The organism is Bacillus thermozeamaize, assembly GCA_002159075.1.
GTDB classification, from domain to species: Bacteria; Bacillota; Bacilli; order ZCTH02-B2; family ZCTH02-B2; genus Bacillus_BB; species Bacillus_BB thermozeamaize.
Map to the genome: position 1 here is coordinate 136,441 of LZRT01000094.1, position 14,419 is coordinate 150,859.

A 14,419-nucleotide genomic window follows, 5' to 3' on the forward strand; every position below is an offset into this window, starting at 1 on the left:
ATGGCGATTGCGCTGTTTTGCCACGTGTTCGGGGCGGTGCTTTTGTTGGGCAACATCATTACGGCAGCTTTTTGGAAACTGCGGGCTAACCAAACGGGAAATCCGGCCGTGATCCATCATGCGGCGAAAAATGTCATGCTGGCCGATTTTCTGTTTACTCTGCCGGGCATCCTCCTGATTGTCGCATCAGGCACATGGATGGCCGAGCGGGCGGGGTATTCGATGGGAGCGTTCAACTGGCTGACGCTTTCGTTGGGGTTGTTTGGTCTGTCAGGCCTGCTCTGGCTGGCGGTGCTGCTTCCGTTGCAGCGGAGCATGATCCGCCGGAGCCGGCAAGCACTGGAAACTGGCATGGTTGACGCGGGGTACCGGCGGGCGTCTCTGTTGTGGGATGTGTTTGGAACCATTGCCACATTGCTGCCGGTGGCCGTTTTGTACCTGATGATTACCAAAGGTTTTTGACGGATATGGCAATCGATGTCATCATTGGGAGGCTATCCTGTCTTTGTCAAAAAATCAAAAGGGGCGGGGGATAGGATGTTCAAGCCGTTGAAAGGAAAGGTTGCCGTCGTAGCCGGCGCGACGCGAGGCGCCGGCAGAGGAATCGCGGTCATGCTGGGGGCTGCCGGTGCGACCGTTTATTGCACGGGGCGCAGTGTGCGCGGAAATCCGTCCGATTTGAACCGGCCGGAGACCATCGAAGAGACGGCGGAAATGGTGGCGGACGCGGGCGGCGTAGGGATTCCGGTGCAAGTCGATCATGGTGATGAAGCGCAAGTCGAAGCGTTGTTCAGGCGGATCGGGGATGAGCAGAACGGCCGGCTGGATGTGCTGGTCAACGACATTTGGGGAGGCGAGCAACTGACCAAGTGGGGTACGCCTTTTTGGGAACATTCGCTTTCAGACGGGCTGAGGATGCAGGAGAGAGCGGTGTGGACACATATGATTACCAGTTATTATGCGGCTCCTCTGATGGTGTCCGCGAAAAAGGGATTCATCATCGAAGTGACTGACGGCGTCGATTATCGGTACCGGGGAAATCTGTATTACAGCCTGGCCAAAATTTCGGCCATCCATCTGGCGCAAGCCATGGCCGAGGAACTGCGTCCGCACCACGTTGCCGTGCTGGCCGTCACCCCGGGATTTTTGCGTTCCGAGGAAATGCTGGACTACTTTGGCGTCACGGAAGCCAACTGGCGGGACGCCGTCAAAAGCGGCTTGCCCCACGCCGAACACTTTATGGAGTCGGAGACGCCGTATTTTATCGGCAGAGGCATTGCGGCACTGGCGGCTGACCCCGATGTATTCAGGAAAACCGGCCAAGTGTTGGGGAGTTGGGACTTGGCGGATGAGTACGGGTTTACTGATGTGGACGGCAGGAAGCCTCATTGGGGAAACTATGCCAAGAAACAAGGTTTTTTGGACTGAAAGCGTCTCGACCGGGCTGTCGCATTGAACGTACAGGGCGTCGAAACAGGGAAGATGATAGCCGGCAAAAGCGCCCGAAAGGGGCGCTTTTTTATTTGCCGATGACTTCGTTCACCCGTTCCGGGAGATGGACAGGTCCGGCGGCAGCCCGGATGTTGTTTATAATTGACAGGAGAAATGATTTTTGATACATTTTTGCTGACAATGAGAATCGTTATCAATGACATCTCCCTTGACGAACAAAGGATGAACCTCGAATGGGCCTGCGACATGATCCCCTTGCACAGTCGGAAACATCCATGATCAAATTGAAGAGCCGGCCCGCTGCCGCCTCAGGGATTCTGATTGGCGGACTCGTCGCTGTTGTGCTGGGAATTGCACTGGCGGTCTCTGTGGGTGCCGCGGATATCCAATTGCAAACCGTTTGGCAGGCGGTCTTTCATTTTAATCCTGATCTGACCCAGCATCAAATCATCCAGGAATTGAGGCTCCCCCGCGCGCTGGCCGGAGCCATGATTGGGGCCTGTTTTGCCGTTGCCGGTGCTTTGATGCAAGGGATGACCCGCAATCCGCTGGCCGATTCCGGCCTGCTTGGTCTGAATGCCGGCGCAGGATTTGCGTTGGCGCTGTGTTTCGCTTTTTTTCCAGGGCTTCCGTATCCATATCTGATCCTGTGTTCCTTTTTTGGCGCGGCCATTGGCGCGGGCATGGTGTACGGGATAGGCTCGCTGTCCATCAACGGGCTGACGCCGGTCCGCCTGACACTGGCAGGAGCGGCCGTGAGCGCGCTGTTGGTGGCTTTAAGCGAAGGGATCGCCCTCTCTTTTCGTATCAGCCAGGATTTGGCCTTTTGGTATGCGGGAGGGGTGGCCGGTGTGAAATGGATTCACCTTCAATGGATGTTTCCCTTCGTAACGGCAGCGCTGGTTGGAGCGCTCTTGATTTCACGTTCCATCACGCTGCTCAGCCTTGGGGAGGAAGTGGCCGCCGGTTTGGGACAGCGGACAGGGCTAGTGAAACTGGTGGCCGTTCTCATCGTTCTCTTGCTTGCCGGCACGGCGGTTTCCGTCGCCGGGCCCATCAGTTTCGTCGGCTTGATCGTTCCCCATTTCGCCCGTTTTTTGGTCGGCGTGGATTACCGCTGGATCATTCCCTGTTCGGCGGTGCTGGGCAGCCTTTTGATGATTTTGGCCGACATCGGGGCGCGGATGATCAATCCTCCCTATGAAACGCCTGTCGGAGCACTGATTGCCTTAATCGGCGTTCCCTTCTTCCTCTATTTGGCGCGCCGCGAAAGGAGGGAGCTGTGATGGAGGCAGTCAAGCCGCAAGCGGAACACCGGAGAGCTGCTCGCGCTGCCGTTGTATTGTCCGCTTTGGCCGTCCTCATTGTCGTCATGTTTGTGATCAGCATGAACACCGGGTATATCCGCCTGGCGCCGCTGGATGTGGTGAAGACGTTGGTCGGAGCCGGAACTGAGAAGCAGGAACTTATTTTGTTCGAATTCCGGCTGCCGCGCATTGTGATCGCCGTGCTGGTCGGAGCCGGCCTGGCCGTTTCGGGATGTATCCTGCAGGGACTTTCCCGCAACGCGCTTGCCGATCCGGGCATTCTCGGCATCAACGCCGGTGCGGGGTTGATGGTCATTTTGTTCATTTCCTTTTATCCCGTGAATGAGGCTGCACCGGTATTTTTCCTGCCTTTTTGCGCTTTGCTCGGTGCGGGGTTGACCGCGGCGCTCATTTACGTGCTTGCTTTCAACAAACATGAAGGCCTTCAGCCGACCCGTCTGACTTTGACAGGGGTCGCCGTAGCGGCCGGCATCAGCGCGGCCATGATCGTTTTGTCGATTAAACTGGATCCAGACCGCTATCAATTTGTGGCCACTTGGCTGGCGGGGAGCATCTGGGGGACGGATTGGAAGTTTGTGTTGGCTTTGCTTCCGTGGTTGCTGGTGCTGCTTCCCTTTGTCTTTTACAAAGCGGGGGTGCTGAATGTGTTGAACTTGGGAGACCATGTCGCCACGGGGCTTGGCGCTCCCATTGAAAAAGAACGTTTCGGCCTGCTTGCCGCGGCTGTCGGTTTGGCCGCCTCTTGCGTCGCCGTCAGCGGCGGAATTGGCTTTGTCGGGTTGATTGCCCCTCACCTCGCCCGGCGGTTGGTCGGGCCGAAACATCAATATTTGCTTCCCGCGTCCGCGCTGACGGGCGGGTTGTTGATGATTGTCGCAGACACGGTGGGGCGTTCGCTTTTGCAACCTTCGGAAATCCCTACCGGCATTGTGGTGGCGGTCATCGGTGCGCCGTATTTCTTATATTTGCTGGCAAAAACGAAAGCGTGACATAAAGACGGACTTTTTTTGAGGGGAAGGACGGACATGGAGCGTCTGCATACGCAACAACTCGATATCGGATATGGGGAAGCATTAATCGTGAAAAATCTGAATCTGAGCATACCGACAGGAAAAATTACGGCTCTCGTCGGCGCGAACGGTTCCGGCAAGTCCACGATTTTGAAGACCATGGCCCGGATTATGAAGCCGAGAGCGGGTGTTGTTTTGTTGGATGGAAAGGCCATTCATGGCCAGTCCACGAAGGAAGTCGCCAAGCAATTGGCGATTTTGCCGCAAAATCCGATCGCACCCGAAGGACTGACGGTTTCCGAACTCGTCGGATATGGAAGGTTTCCCCACCAAAAAGGCTTTGGCAGTTTGACCCGAGATGATCGAGAAGTTATCCGCTGGGCCATCCATGTGACGGGATTGGAAGCTTTTTCCGATCGTCCGGTCGATCAACTGTCCGGAGGGCAACGGCAACGTGCCTGGATCGCGATGGCCCTTGCCCAGCAGACCGATATTTTGTTTTTGGATGAACCGACCACCTACCTGGACATGGCTCATCAATTGGAAATCTTACAATTGCTGCAGAAATTGAACCGGGATGAAGGGCGAACGATTGTCATGGTCGTCCACGATTTGAACCATGCGTCTCGTTATGCCCATCATATGGTGGCGATCAAATCGGGCATGGTGGTCAGTGAAGGATCGCCGCATCAAGTCATGACAAAAGACATGCTGCGTGAGGTGTTTGGCATCGAGGCGGATATCCTGACCGATCCGAGAACGGGCGTGCCGCTGTGTATACCGTATGAGCTTGCTTCTTCACGGGAAAATCAGCAAACGACGCAGGCAAATCCGGCATCGTCATCGTTCACCGGCGAGAGATTGCCGGTTACCGCTGGAAAGCCATGATCATGTAGGGAAGGAAAAAGGAACATGACCAACGATCATCTGGCAGGACTCCAAGAGATGTTTCATATCACCCTGGAAGACCGGGAAGGCGCGCTGTTTTCAATGACTGCCGAAGATTTGCTGGATCAAGAAAACGCGAAACACTTCCTGCGCATTTATGCTTCGTGCATCAAATCCCCGGAACTGCAACCGGCGGCTGCCTATTTCGGCGGCTGGTTTGGATTCGTGGCGTTCGCCCTGCAGTATATGTTGTCTGTGGAAAATAAGCGGATCGACTTATCTCTTTCCAATATTACCGTCCAGTGTATCCCAAAGGCCAATATTTTCCGCTTTCTTTCAAAATCAATCGCTGGTCGGAGCGGGTGTTGCCTGTGTCCGAAACGGAAAGAACCCGTTCACGATATCAAGCTCTGGCCGATTTTTACGGAAAGACGGTTCGTCCTTTGTTTGAGGCGGTGTCAGCCGCAGCTGAAATCCATGTGGGTCAGCTTTGGGGACAGTTGCCTGCCAGATTTTATTACTTCAAGAACAACTTGTTGGACAACATGGAGGATGCGGGTCTGCGAACCAGAATCACCGATGATTACAACGCGTTGGTTCACGAACTGGAGCCGACCGTTTTTGGGACAAAGAAAAATCCATTCAATATCAAGTTGCGTATGGTGGAAGATATCAGAGACCCGCAAAAGCAAGTTCCGTTGAAAAGCGCTTGCTGTCTGTACTACAAGACGGAAGGCGGCGAATACTGCTATACCTGTCCGCGGTTGAAAGAGGAAAAGCGGCAAGCCATGAGAGACAAGTTTCGTGAAAAGACGTAAATTTCACATGAATCCGTCTTATACAAATTGAAACGTGTCGTTTAGCAATAACGCAAGACGCAGTGCTTGGCGGGTTCCCGGATCGTTCAAGTTGATTTGCAAAAGCTGTTCAATCCGTTCCAGCCGGTAGCGCAATGTATTGTAGTGAATGTGCAGGCATGATGCGGTGGCGCGCAATTCCGACTCGTTTTCCAAATAGGCCTTTAGCGTCTCGAGCAGGTTTCCCGCATGCCGGTGTTCGGCAAGCGTAAGCGGGCGTAAGGTTTCAACGCAGAATGCTTTGATGGCGTCCATGTTGGAAACATCAAAGAGCAATCCGGCGAGCCCGAAGGATTTGGCCCACAGGATGGGTTCGTCACGGCCGAGGCGTTCGTGCCAGGAAAGGGCGTTTTTGCATTTGAAAAACTCGTTGCGGTAGTCGCTCGGCTTGTTGCATGGTTCACTGATCACCGTAAAAACTTTTGTCTGTGGCAAAGAGGCCTCAATGAGCGCGTGCATTTCTTCGGCCCTTGCCATGAGGTTTTCTTGCTCCGGGATGGCGGCCACCAAGCAGGTATTGTCCACGGTTGAGAGCGGAAATCTCGCGACGTCCAACGTCAACTGGATCGAGCGCAGCATGCGGTTGATGATTTCCTGCTGGGACGGGGGAAGCGCGTGGGTCATGCACATGCTGACGATGAGATGACAAGGTTTCCAAAGATTGATCCCCAGATGTTTTGCCCGCTCGCCCAAGATGGCTTCCTGTTCCCCTCGAAACAGCAGTTGATAAAGAAGTGCCGTACGCAGATAGAATTTATTCATCTGTTGGATTTCTTGTGTGCTGATTGCAAGAGCGAGCAGCGTCGTTGCCCGTTCGATGGCGATGCGGTCGATCGCGTCGTACGTTTCCTCGGCAGTGCGTACGGTGGCTAAAATGCCGACGAGAACCTGATTGCTGATGATGGCAGAGCACATGATCTTATGGTTGGATTGTTCAATGAACAGGCTGTTCTGCCCGGAAACCGTCTGGATTGAACTTTTCGCATGGCGAACGATGGCGGAAATGCACTCGGCATCCAACTGGGTGTTCCGGAAATGGGCATGAAGAATTTGGCCTGATGCGTCGAGTAAACACACATCACAAGACAATAGCGACGATAAGGTGAGGATGACGGATTCGACAACCTCTTTTTGCAGGGCCGCTTCGCTTAACTGTTGATGCACCCGGATCAGACGCTGCGATTGGTCATAGAGTTGCGCATTTCGGATGGCGACGCTGGCCAGGCTGGCCAAACTGGAGAGAAAATCGATTTCTTCGGTCGTGAATTCCCGCTGTACCCGCATCGCGGCGTAGAGCACCCCGATCACGTCGGAACCCAACAACAGGGGTACGGCAATGGCGGAAATAATCCCTTCATAATCAATCGCCGCTTCAACCTCTGGGTCTCTGCGGGCCTCATGAGGGTAGTCCGTAAACGTGTGCGGACGTTTCGTTAATACGACGCGTCCGCCAATCCCCTGGCCCAGGCGTTGTTCGACGCCGATCAAGTGGGGGCTGGTGCCGGATGAAGCGCGGACAGTGATCGTTTGTTTTTCCTCGTTGTACAAAGCAATATACCCGATGTCGGTCTGTAACAATGACCGTACCGTCTTGCAGATTCGATTGAGAACTTGTTGTAGAGGTGCTAAAGAAGCGATTTCAAGGGTTAGCTGTTGAAGTGCAATGCTGCGCTGCATTTCTTGTTGGGGACGAATCATCTGCTGTTCCCGTTTTTCCAGCGCGACGAGAAAATGCCTCATCGCATCCTGGAGACAGTCTGGAAGCGAGTGTAAATCCAGCGAGAAGAAATGCTTTGACGATATAGGTCCCTCCTGTTCTAACAACGTTGTTAATTCCTCGATAAAATCGGCCACTTCCAAGACTGCAGATTTGTACTCTATAGCCAATTGTCACCCCTCACTTTCATCAAGTGTTGACATAGACAGATCTTACTATTAATTATATTCTGTTAACAAGGCATTTTAAATACTAGTATAACAAGACAAAATTATTTATTTAAATCTAGAAATAGTTGACGGGGGCGATTAGGGAGAGTGATTAGGGAGTGTGGTGGAAAAAAATGTAGTATTTTTGAGTTCATTTTCTGAATTAACAAAACAGGCCAAGAATCAAAATCTTATTGTGGGGGGTGCCGATCTTGCCACAACTTACCGTTGACATTGACACGGGCGGCACGTTTACGGATGCGACGATTAGTGACGGAAAACAAGTTGTCGCCCTCAAGGTGCGGACGACGCCGCATGATCTGACGGAGTCGTTTCGCGGTATTATCAAAGCTGCAGCGGAGCGATGGAACCTCAGCGAAGTGGAATTTGTAAAACAGGTAGATACATTTCGCTATTCGACAACCATCGGGACGAACACCATTATCCAACGAAATGGGCCACATATTGGACTCATCGTTTTAGAAAAAGATATGCCTTTCTTTACATCGTTGGATCCCGAATCCCTATTAGGGAGTATTCTCTACCCTGTGCGGCAGAAAGTATATGGGATCCAGTTGGATGGGGGCGAGGCCGATCAAAGGGTTATTCTCAATGCGGTTGAAACGCTGTTATCGGAAGGGGCCGAGCGTTTGGTGGTCTCGATTTCCGAACAGGCTGAAGTGGTTGAGCGTAGAATCAAGCGTATCGTATTTTCCGAGTATCCTCGGCATGTCTTAGGTGCATTGCCGATCCTTTTTTCCACCGAATTGGTTGCGGATACAAACATTTTGCGTCGCGCGACGACAGCAGTTTTGAATGCGTATCTTCACCCCAACTTGGAAACTTTCCTTTACAAAGCGGAAGACATTCTGCGGCAGTACCGTTACAACAGACCGCTGTTCATTTTTTGCAACGATGGCACAAGCAATCGTGTGGCCAAGGTTACTGCTGTTAAAACCTTTAATTCAGGACCAACTGGAGGGGTAGAAGGTGCACTTCATCTGGCCCGTCATTATCGACTCCCTCATGTTGTGACCATTGACATTGGCGGTACCAGTACTGACCTGGCCTTTCTTGTTGATGGCCAATTGGAAGAAGATACTACTGGCATGATTGAAGACGCTGAGATCTCCTTTTCTTTGCGGCGGATTGAGCCCCTGGGTGGTGGTGGAGGCACGATTGCGCGGGTAGAGCAGGGGCAGTTCCGCCTCGGACCAGACAGTGCAGGTGCCGCACCAGGACCGGCCTGTTTTGGGTTTGGCGGAACCGAGGCAACGGTTACTGATGCCAACCTGGTTCTTGGTTACTTTTGTGATGGTGCAACTTTGGCGGGGCAGGTTCCGATAGATGGAGAGCGGGCGCTGCACGCGATCACCACAAAGGTGGCTGAACCCCTTGGCATCACTGCGACAGAAGCTGCCGTCTTGATCCGAGACACCCTAGAAGAGCGGATTGCAGAAGCCATCCGCAAAGGTGCTGCGAAGCGTGGATTGTCGCCAGGTGATTTCGTCTTGATTGCGTTTGGTGGCTCTGGGCCGATGCATGCGGCGGGCATTGCTGAACGCGCGGGAATTGGCAGTGTTTTGCTCCCTACTATGGCAAGCGTTTTCAGTTCATTTGGCATCGGATTTAGCGACGTGGTACACCGTTATTCCCGAACCGTTCATCTCACCGATGGCACAGAATTGCGTCAAGCGATTGACACACTTTTCGAACGAGCACGCATTGACATGCGTGGCGAGGGGTTTGCATCAGACAGAGTCGACTTTTGCTGGAAATTAACATTGCTTCAGGGAGAACAGGTTGTGCAGGTGACGGATCAACCTGAGGAAGCATTAGAACAATTGCAACAAAATTCCGGTATTACTGCTGCTTTCGTCGAATTGGAGGCACGTGCCCGCCTGCCCCATTTGGGATTGCAGGAAGTTCCGGTGCGCTTGGATCGGCCAGAACCCTTAAGTCAGAGGCATGTTGCTTGGACCGCTGATAATCGTGTGGTCACTCCCATTTATGCGTTTGATGCGTTGGAAAACTCTGATGGGAAGCTGGCTGGGCCGGCGATTGTGGAAACAAAGTACACGACGCTGGTTGTTCCTCCAGGCTGGCGCTTGTCCCGAGATCGATATGGCCAGTACATGCTGACGCAGGAGGGGAATTGAGATGACCGAACAGTTCACTGAGCGGATTACGGAATATCTTGACATCGATTTGGAAAAGGAGGTGTGGTGCTGCAACAGATGTGGACATGTCTTGGCACCTGCGCGTCAGAACTATAAAACCGGTCTTTTGGTATACGAACGCGATCCTCGTGAGATTCATCGGCCGATGCTGAACGAGAAAGAGTATCATTACACTTATGCTCCAGACCCCAACTGGTGTCGCTTGTTGGAGTATTACTGCCCTGGCTGCGGGACCTTGGTTGAAACTGAATATTTGGTGCCAGGACATCCCATTACGCATGACATAGAGCTGGATATTGAGTGGTTTAAGCGGCGAGCAAAAGAGAACAGAGCAAGGGAGGAAACAGAGGGATGAAGCGGATTAGTGTCGACATCGGCGGCACCTTTACGGATTGTTTCATCGTCTGGGATGAACAGTTGGTGGAAGCCAAGGCACCCACCACTCATTACAATCTGGCCCAGGGATTTATGAACGCCCTTCGTAACGGTGCTGAACAGTTGGCAATATCTGTCGAGGAGATACTGGCGCAGGTGGAATCTGTCAGGTATGGAACCACCTTAGGTACGAACGCGCTCATTGAGCGCACGGGACCACGCCTTGGATTGATTACCACGGCTGGTTTCGAAGACGCTACGATCATTGGCCGCTCACGCCAGTATGCTGATGGGTTGACGCCGTTAGAGCAGGCTAACGTTTCCGGTGCAGATCGCCCGCGGCCGCTCATTCCGCGCGAGAATATCGTGGGCATACGGGAACGGGTGGATTATAAGGGTGAGGTGTTGATTCCAGCCGATCCAGTTGACATCCGGCGTCAGGTTCAGGTTTTAGTGGATCGTGGGGTGCGGGGATTTGTTGTCGTACTCCTTAATGCGGTGATGAACCCGGCGCACGAAGACTTAGTGGAAGAAATTATCCTGGAAGAGTATCCAACCTCGTACCTCGGATCATTTCCTGTCCTTTGCTCTCATGATATTTCGTTGAAAAAAGGCGAGTACACGCGCAGCATGTCGACGATTATCGATGCTTATTTGCAGCGCCAGATGCAGTATGGCTTGCGCAGCTTGGAAATGACTTTACGCCATCACGGGTACCGACGGCCCTTGGAGGTGGTGCACAATACTGGTGGTCTGTCTCAGCTCAGCCGGACCCATGCGCTCCAGACCATTCATGCGGGGCCAGTGGCTGGATTATCTGGGGCGGAGCAGATCGCCCGCGAGCTTGAGGTGGAAAATATCATCACTACCGATATGGGAGGCACCAGTTTTGATATCGGTATCGTGGCCGGTGGCGGGATCAAATTTTACGAATTTGCTCCAGTAATTGACCGCTGGCGCGTTGATATTCCGATGATGTTCATTACCGCGATCGGTGCTGGAGGTGGCTCCATTGCAAAATATGACTCGACCCACCAGAGCGTTGAGGTAGGTCCCGAAAGTGCAGGGAGTGACCCTGGGCCTGCGTGTTATGACATGGGTGGACGGGAACCGACGATCACGGATGCTGATCTGCTCCTCGGCTATCTCAATCCGGATTATTACAATATGGGTCGAATTCGCTTGAATCAGCGGCGTGCCGTGACAGCGATGCGTGATCGTCTGGCGCGTTACTTAGATGCAAGTGTTGAGGATGCTGCAGTGGCCGTGCGGGAAGTAGCCGATAACAAGATGGCTCAGGCTATCTTTAAGGAGGTGGCGCTCAGGGGGTACGATCCGCGTAAGTTTACCATACTGGCTTATGGTGGAAACGGCCCTACACATGCTTGTGGTTATGCTGAAGGGTTGGAAATTTCGCGCATCCTGGTGCCTGCTAACAGCGCTGTGTTCTCTGCGGTCGGAGGAGGCAACCTTGACCAGCTCCACATTTACGAACGAACAGTTTATATTTTCCTGTACCACCCCAACGTTGGGACCCTCTATGACAACTACGAAGAACTCAATGGCATTATCGCTGAACTGCAGGATCGTGGCACGCGGGATATTTTGCGGCTCGGCTACAAACCGGAGGATATCCACTACCGGGTTGAGTTTGATATGCGTTATGGGAATCAATTACAGTTAACAACGTTGATCAGCCCGTACCAGAGGTTTGACAAACCGCAACAAATTCTCGATGTGATTAAACGTTACCATACTTCGTACGGGGAGCGGTTTGGCGAGGGAACCCAAACACCACAAGCGGGCATCAGCATCAACAACATCCGTGTAGTTTCATATGTCCCTTTGCGAAAAGTGAGTTTCCGAGGCAGCAGGGTTGGTGTAAGTGGTTCGGCCAAGACAATCGATAAAGCGCTGAAGGGTTCCCGTCGTTGTTGGTTTCCCAAACAGGGATTTTCGGAAACACCGATCTACGATTTCGAAATTTTACCTGTAGGTGAACAAATTCGAGGGCATGCTGTGGTCGAAGCGCCGCACACAACTTTTGTAGTGTATCCTGGCTGGACGCTTCGGTTGCTGGAAAACGGCTTTGTAGAAATGGTTAGAATGTGACGTAAAAATCGTAAAATGAAAAGGAGGTACACCAAATGACGCTCGATGTGCGAAAGGACGATCCGAAAGTCGAGGCGGAAGTCCAGGAATTTTTGCGCTCTCAGGTGCTCTTCCGAGGCCCTGATCCGGAAATCATGCGCCATCATGGACTGGCTCCTCTGACGGAGATGGAACGTCAAGCAATGTCACGCGTCACGGATCGCCTGACCAAAACCGTAATTCGCAACCGTTTGCAAATGATTGCAAACGAAGCAAATGAAATGCTCTCACACATCGCTTCAGCCCCCGGCGCTAAATGGGGAGATTTGATCTGCGGTGTATTTACTGCTGCAGGTGACCTTGCGATAGCTTCCTCCAACGGTGTGCTGATATTTGCAGCGCTGGCCCAGCATCCGATCAAGTACATTCTCAAATACTGGAAAGACGAACCTAGTGTTGGCATCCGCGACGGAGACATCTTTATGCACAATGATGCCCGCTACGGCAATGTTCACAATACCGACCAGGGCTGTTTGACACCGATCTTCTATGAGGGGAAGCTCGTAGCTTGGGCGGGTTCGATAATCCACGAAGGTGAGAACGGTGCGCGTGAACCAGGAGGTATGCCCTCTGCCGCGGAAAGTCCCTATGATGAGGGGCTGAAGATCAGTCCTGTTAAGGTTGGCGAGAACTTTCAGTTTCGCGAAGATTTGGTAACCTACTTCCAGAACTCTGTGCGTGACCCCAAGCTTCAACTGGAAGACATGAAGGCTAAACTGGCCGCATGCCTACGTATACGCAAGCGCGTTTTGGAGATCATCGAGGAATATGGGTTGGACGCTTTTCTGGTCACCATGCGCGAGACTCTTGAATACACAGCGGACGAGGTGCGGCGGAGGTTGGCTGCCCTACCTGATGGCAAGACGCGCGTCGTGTTGTTCGCAGATGGCACACTACGAGAGAACGTTATTGCCAAAATTAACTGTACCGTAGAGAAGCGGGGACAGGAGTTGATTATCGACTTCCGTGGTTCGGCACCGCAGTTTCTCAACAGGGCTACCAATACTGTCCTTGCTTCCCTCAAAGGGATGATCGCACAGGTGTTTCTCAACTACATGTGGCCAGATTTGCCTCGTAACCAGGCTGTTCTTGTGCCGGTGACCTTTTTGACCGATGAAGGTTCGATTGTCGATTGTACGCCAGAAGCGCCGAACGCCCAGAGCATGATGTCTTTCTTTCCGGCATTTACAGCAGTTGATCACTGTTTGCAAAAGCTGCTTTTCAATAACCTGATGAATGGAAACCCAGCGAAGGCCAGCGATGTTCACGCCAGTTGGTGGAACATGATTTCGGGGTTCATCTATGGTGGCTACACGCAGCACGGTTTTTATGTCGGAAACATAACCACTGATATTAATGGCATGAGCGGTGGTGCACGTTGGAACCGCGATGGAGAGCCTTCCTTGAACCCTATTTTTGCCGCTTATGTGGATTTGGGTGAAACGGAGCTTCTGGAAGACGAGCTTCCTTTTGTGTGTCTCAGCTACCGCCGTTTGATGGCTGATAACCACGGCTTTGGTAAATACCGCGGCGGCAGTGGTTACATGCAGATCGTGACGCACAAGGATACTCCACTGTGGGGATGGATGAATACCACGATTGGCAGCAAGTTCCCAACAGTACTGGGTTTGTTCGGCGGGTATGCTGCTCCTACTCAGCCATTGTGCAAGGTGAGGGGAGTGAATGTTCTGGAACTTTTGCGCAATGACCCTGCCTTGACTGCTTACGACATCGTCGAGATCATGAACGAGAAGCCTTTTCCTGGCCAGTACAGTACTCACCATACCGGTCTTCAGTTGGAGATTGTACAGCCGGGAGAGATGTATATGCAGGCGCAAGGAGGCGGTGGCGGATACGGGGACGTCTTGGAGAGGGATCCGGATCTTGTTATGGCAGACTTGCAGCAAGGGCGCATCTCCCACTGGGTGGCCCAGAACATTTACAAGGTGGCCTACGATCCGGAAACTTTGGTTGTTGACCGTGAAGAGACTGAACGCTTGCGCAGTGAAGAACGTCAAGCGCGGTTGCGGCGCGGTGTTCCGTTTCATGAGTTCGTTGCAAAATGGCTGCGTTCGGAGCCTCCCCGGGAGTTGCCTTACTATGGTTCGTGGGAGCGTGACGATGTGGTTTATGGTGGAAATCCTGATGTCAAGATGCCTACCGATTCTCTGCAAGGTATCTTTATGCCATAGCGGTGGCCTCATGCAGGCATACGAGTAGGATGAAAGGCAGCCGACCTAGAACCGGATGTT

Annotated in this window: 10 protein-coding genes and 1 pseudogene; 10 read left to right on the top strand and 1 reads right to left on the bottom strand. The window is 52.7% G+C overall.

Annotation, left to right across the window (positions count from 1 at the left end; genetic code table 11):
* The 6 genes and pseudogenes from BAA01_01780 to BAA01_01805 all read left to right on the top strand — a co-directional run bounded on the left by BAA01_01780 (position 1) and on the right by BAA01_01805 (position 5,496).
* The gene (locus BAA01_01780) at positions 1-462 is read left to right on the top strand and encodes a hypothetical protein (protein ID OUM86088.1); all 462 of its coding nucleotides are present in this window, start codon (positions 1-3) and stop codon (positions 460-462) included.
* 75 nt (positions 463-537) lie between these two features.
* Positions 538-1,428, top strand: a complete 891-nt coding sequence (locus BAA01_01785; protein ID OUM86089.1) for a short-chain dehydrogenase — start codon at positions 538-540, stop codon at positions 1,426-1,428.
* 257 nt (positions 1,429-1,685) lie between these two features.
* The gene (locus BAA01_01790) at positions 1,686-2,738 is read left to right on the top strand and encodes a ferrichrome ABC transporter permease (GenBank protein ID OUM86090.1); all 1,053 of its coding nucleotides are present in this window, start codon (positions 1,686-1,688) and stop codon (positions 2,736-2,738) included.
* Positions 2,738-3,769: an iron ABC transporter permease gene (locus BAA01_01795; protein OUM86091.1), complete on the top strand. Its 1,032-nt coding sequence runs from the start codon at positions 2,738-2,740 to the stop codon at positions 3,767-3,769. Before BAA01_01790 ends, BAA01_01795 begins: the two co-directional genes overlap by 1 nt.
* 36 nt (positions 3,770-3,805) lie before the next feature.
* Positions 3,806-4,678, top strand: a complete 873-nt coding sequence (gene fecE / locus BAA01_01800) for an iron-dicitrate transporter ATP-binding subunit (GenBank protein ID OUM86092.1) — start codon at positions 3,806-3,808, stop codon at positions 4,676-4,678.
* A 24-nt stretch (positions 4,679-4,702) separates the two neighbouring features.
* Positions 4,703-5,496: pseudogene (locus tag BAA01_01805) on the top strand (hypothetical protein).
* A gap of 18 nt (positions 5,497-5,514) precedes the next feature.
* Here BAA01_01805 and BAA01_01810 read toward each other — a convergent pair.
* Complete coding sequence (locus tag BAA01_01810) at positions 5,515-7,275, bottom strand: hypothetical protein (protein OUM86093.1); 1,761 nt, start codon at positions 7,273-7,275, stop codon at positions 5,515-5,517.
* A gap of 398 nt (positions 7,276-7,673) precedes the next feature.
* On the opposite strand from BAA01_01810, the gene BAA01_01815 reads away from it, so the two are divergent.
* Genes BAA01_01815 through BAA01_01830 form a run of 4 tightly spaced genes read left to right on the top strand, consistent with a single transcriptional unit; the run spans position 7,674 to position 14,359 of the window.
* Positions 7,674-9,620, top strand: coding sequence for a hypothetical protein (locus BAA01_01815; protein ID OUM86094.1), 1,947 nt, complete (start codon positions 7,674-7,676; stop codon positions 9,618-9,620).
* A gap of 1 nt (position 9,621) precedes the next feature.
* Complete coding sequence (locus tag BAA01_01820; GenBank protein ID OUM86095.1) at positions 9,622-9,996, top strand: acetophenone carboxylase; 375 nt, start codon at positions 9,622-9,624, stop codon at positions 9,994-9,996.
* The gene (locus tag BAA01_01825) at positions 9,993-12,128 is read left to right on the top strand and encodes a hydantoinase (protein ID OUM86096.1); all 2,136 of its coding nucleotides are present in this window, start codon (positions 9,993-9,995) and stop codon (positions 12,126-12,128) included. The genes BAA01_01820 and BAA01_01825 overlap by 4 nt, the downstream gene beginning before the upstream one ends.
* Before the next feature lie 35 nt (positions 12,129-12,163).
* Entirely contained in the window at positions 12,164-14,359 is a 2,196-nt protein-coding gene (locus BAA01_01830) for an acetone carboxylase subunit alpha (GenBank protein ID OUM86097.1), read from the top strand.
* Positions 14,360-14,419 lie beyond the last annotated feature (60 nt).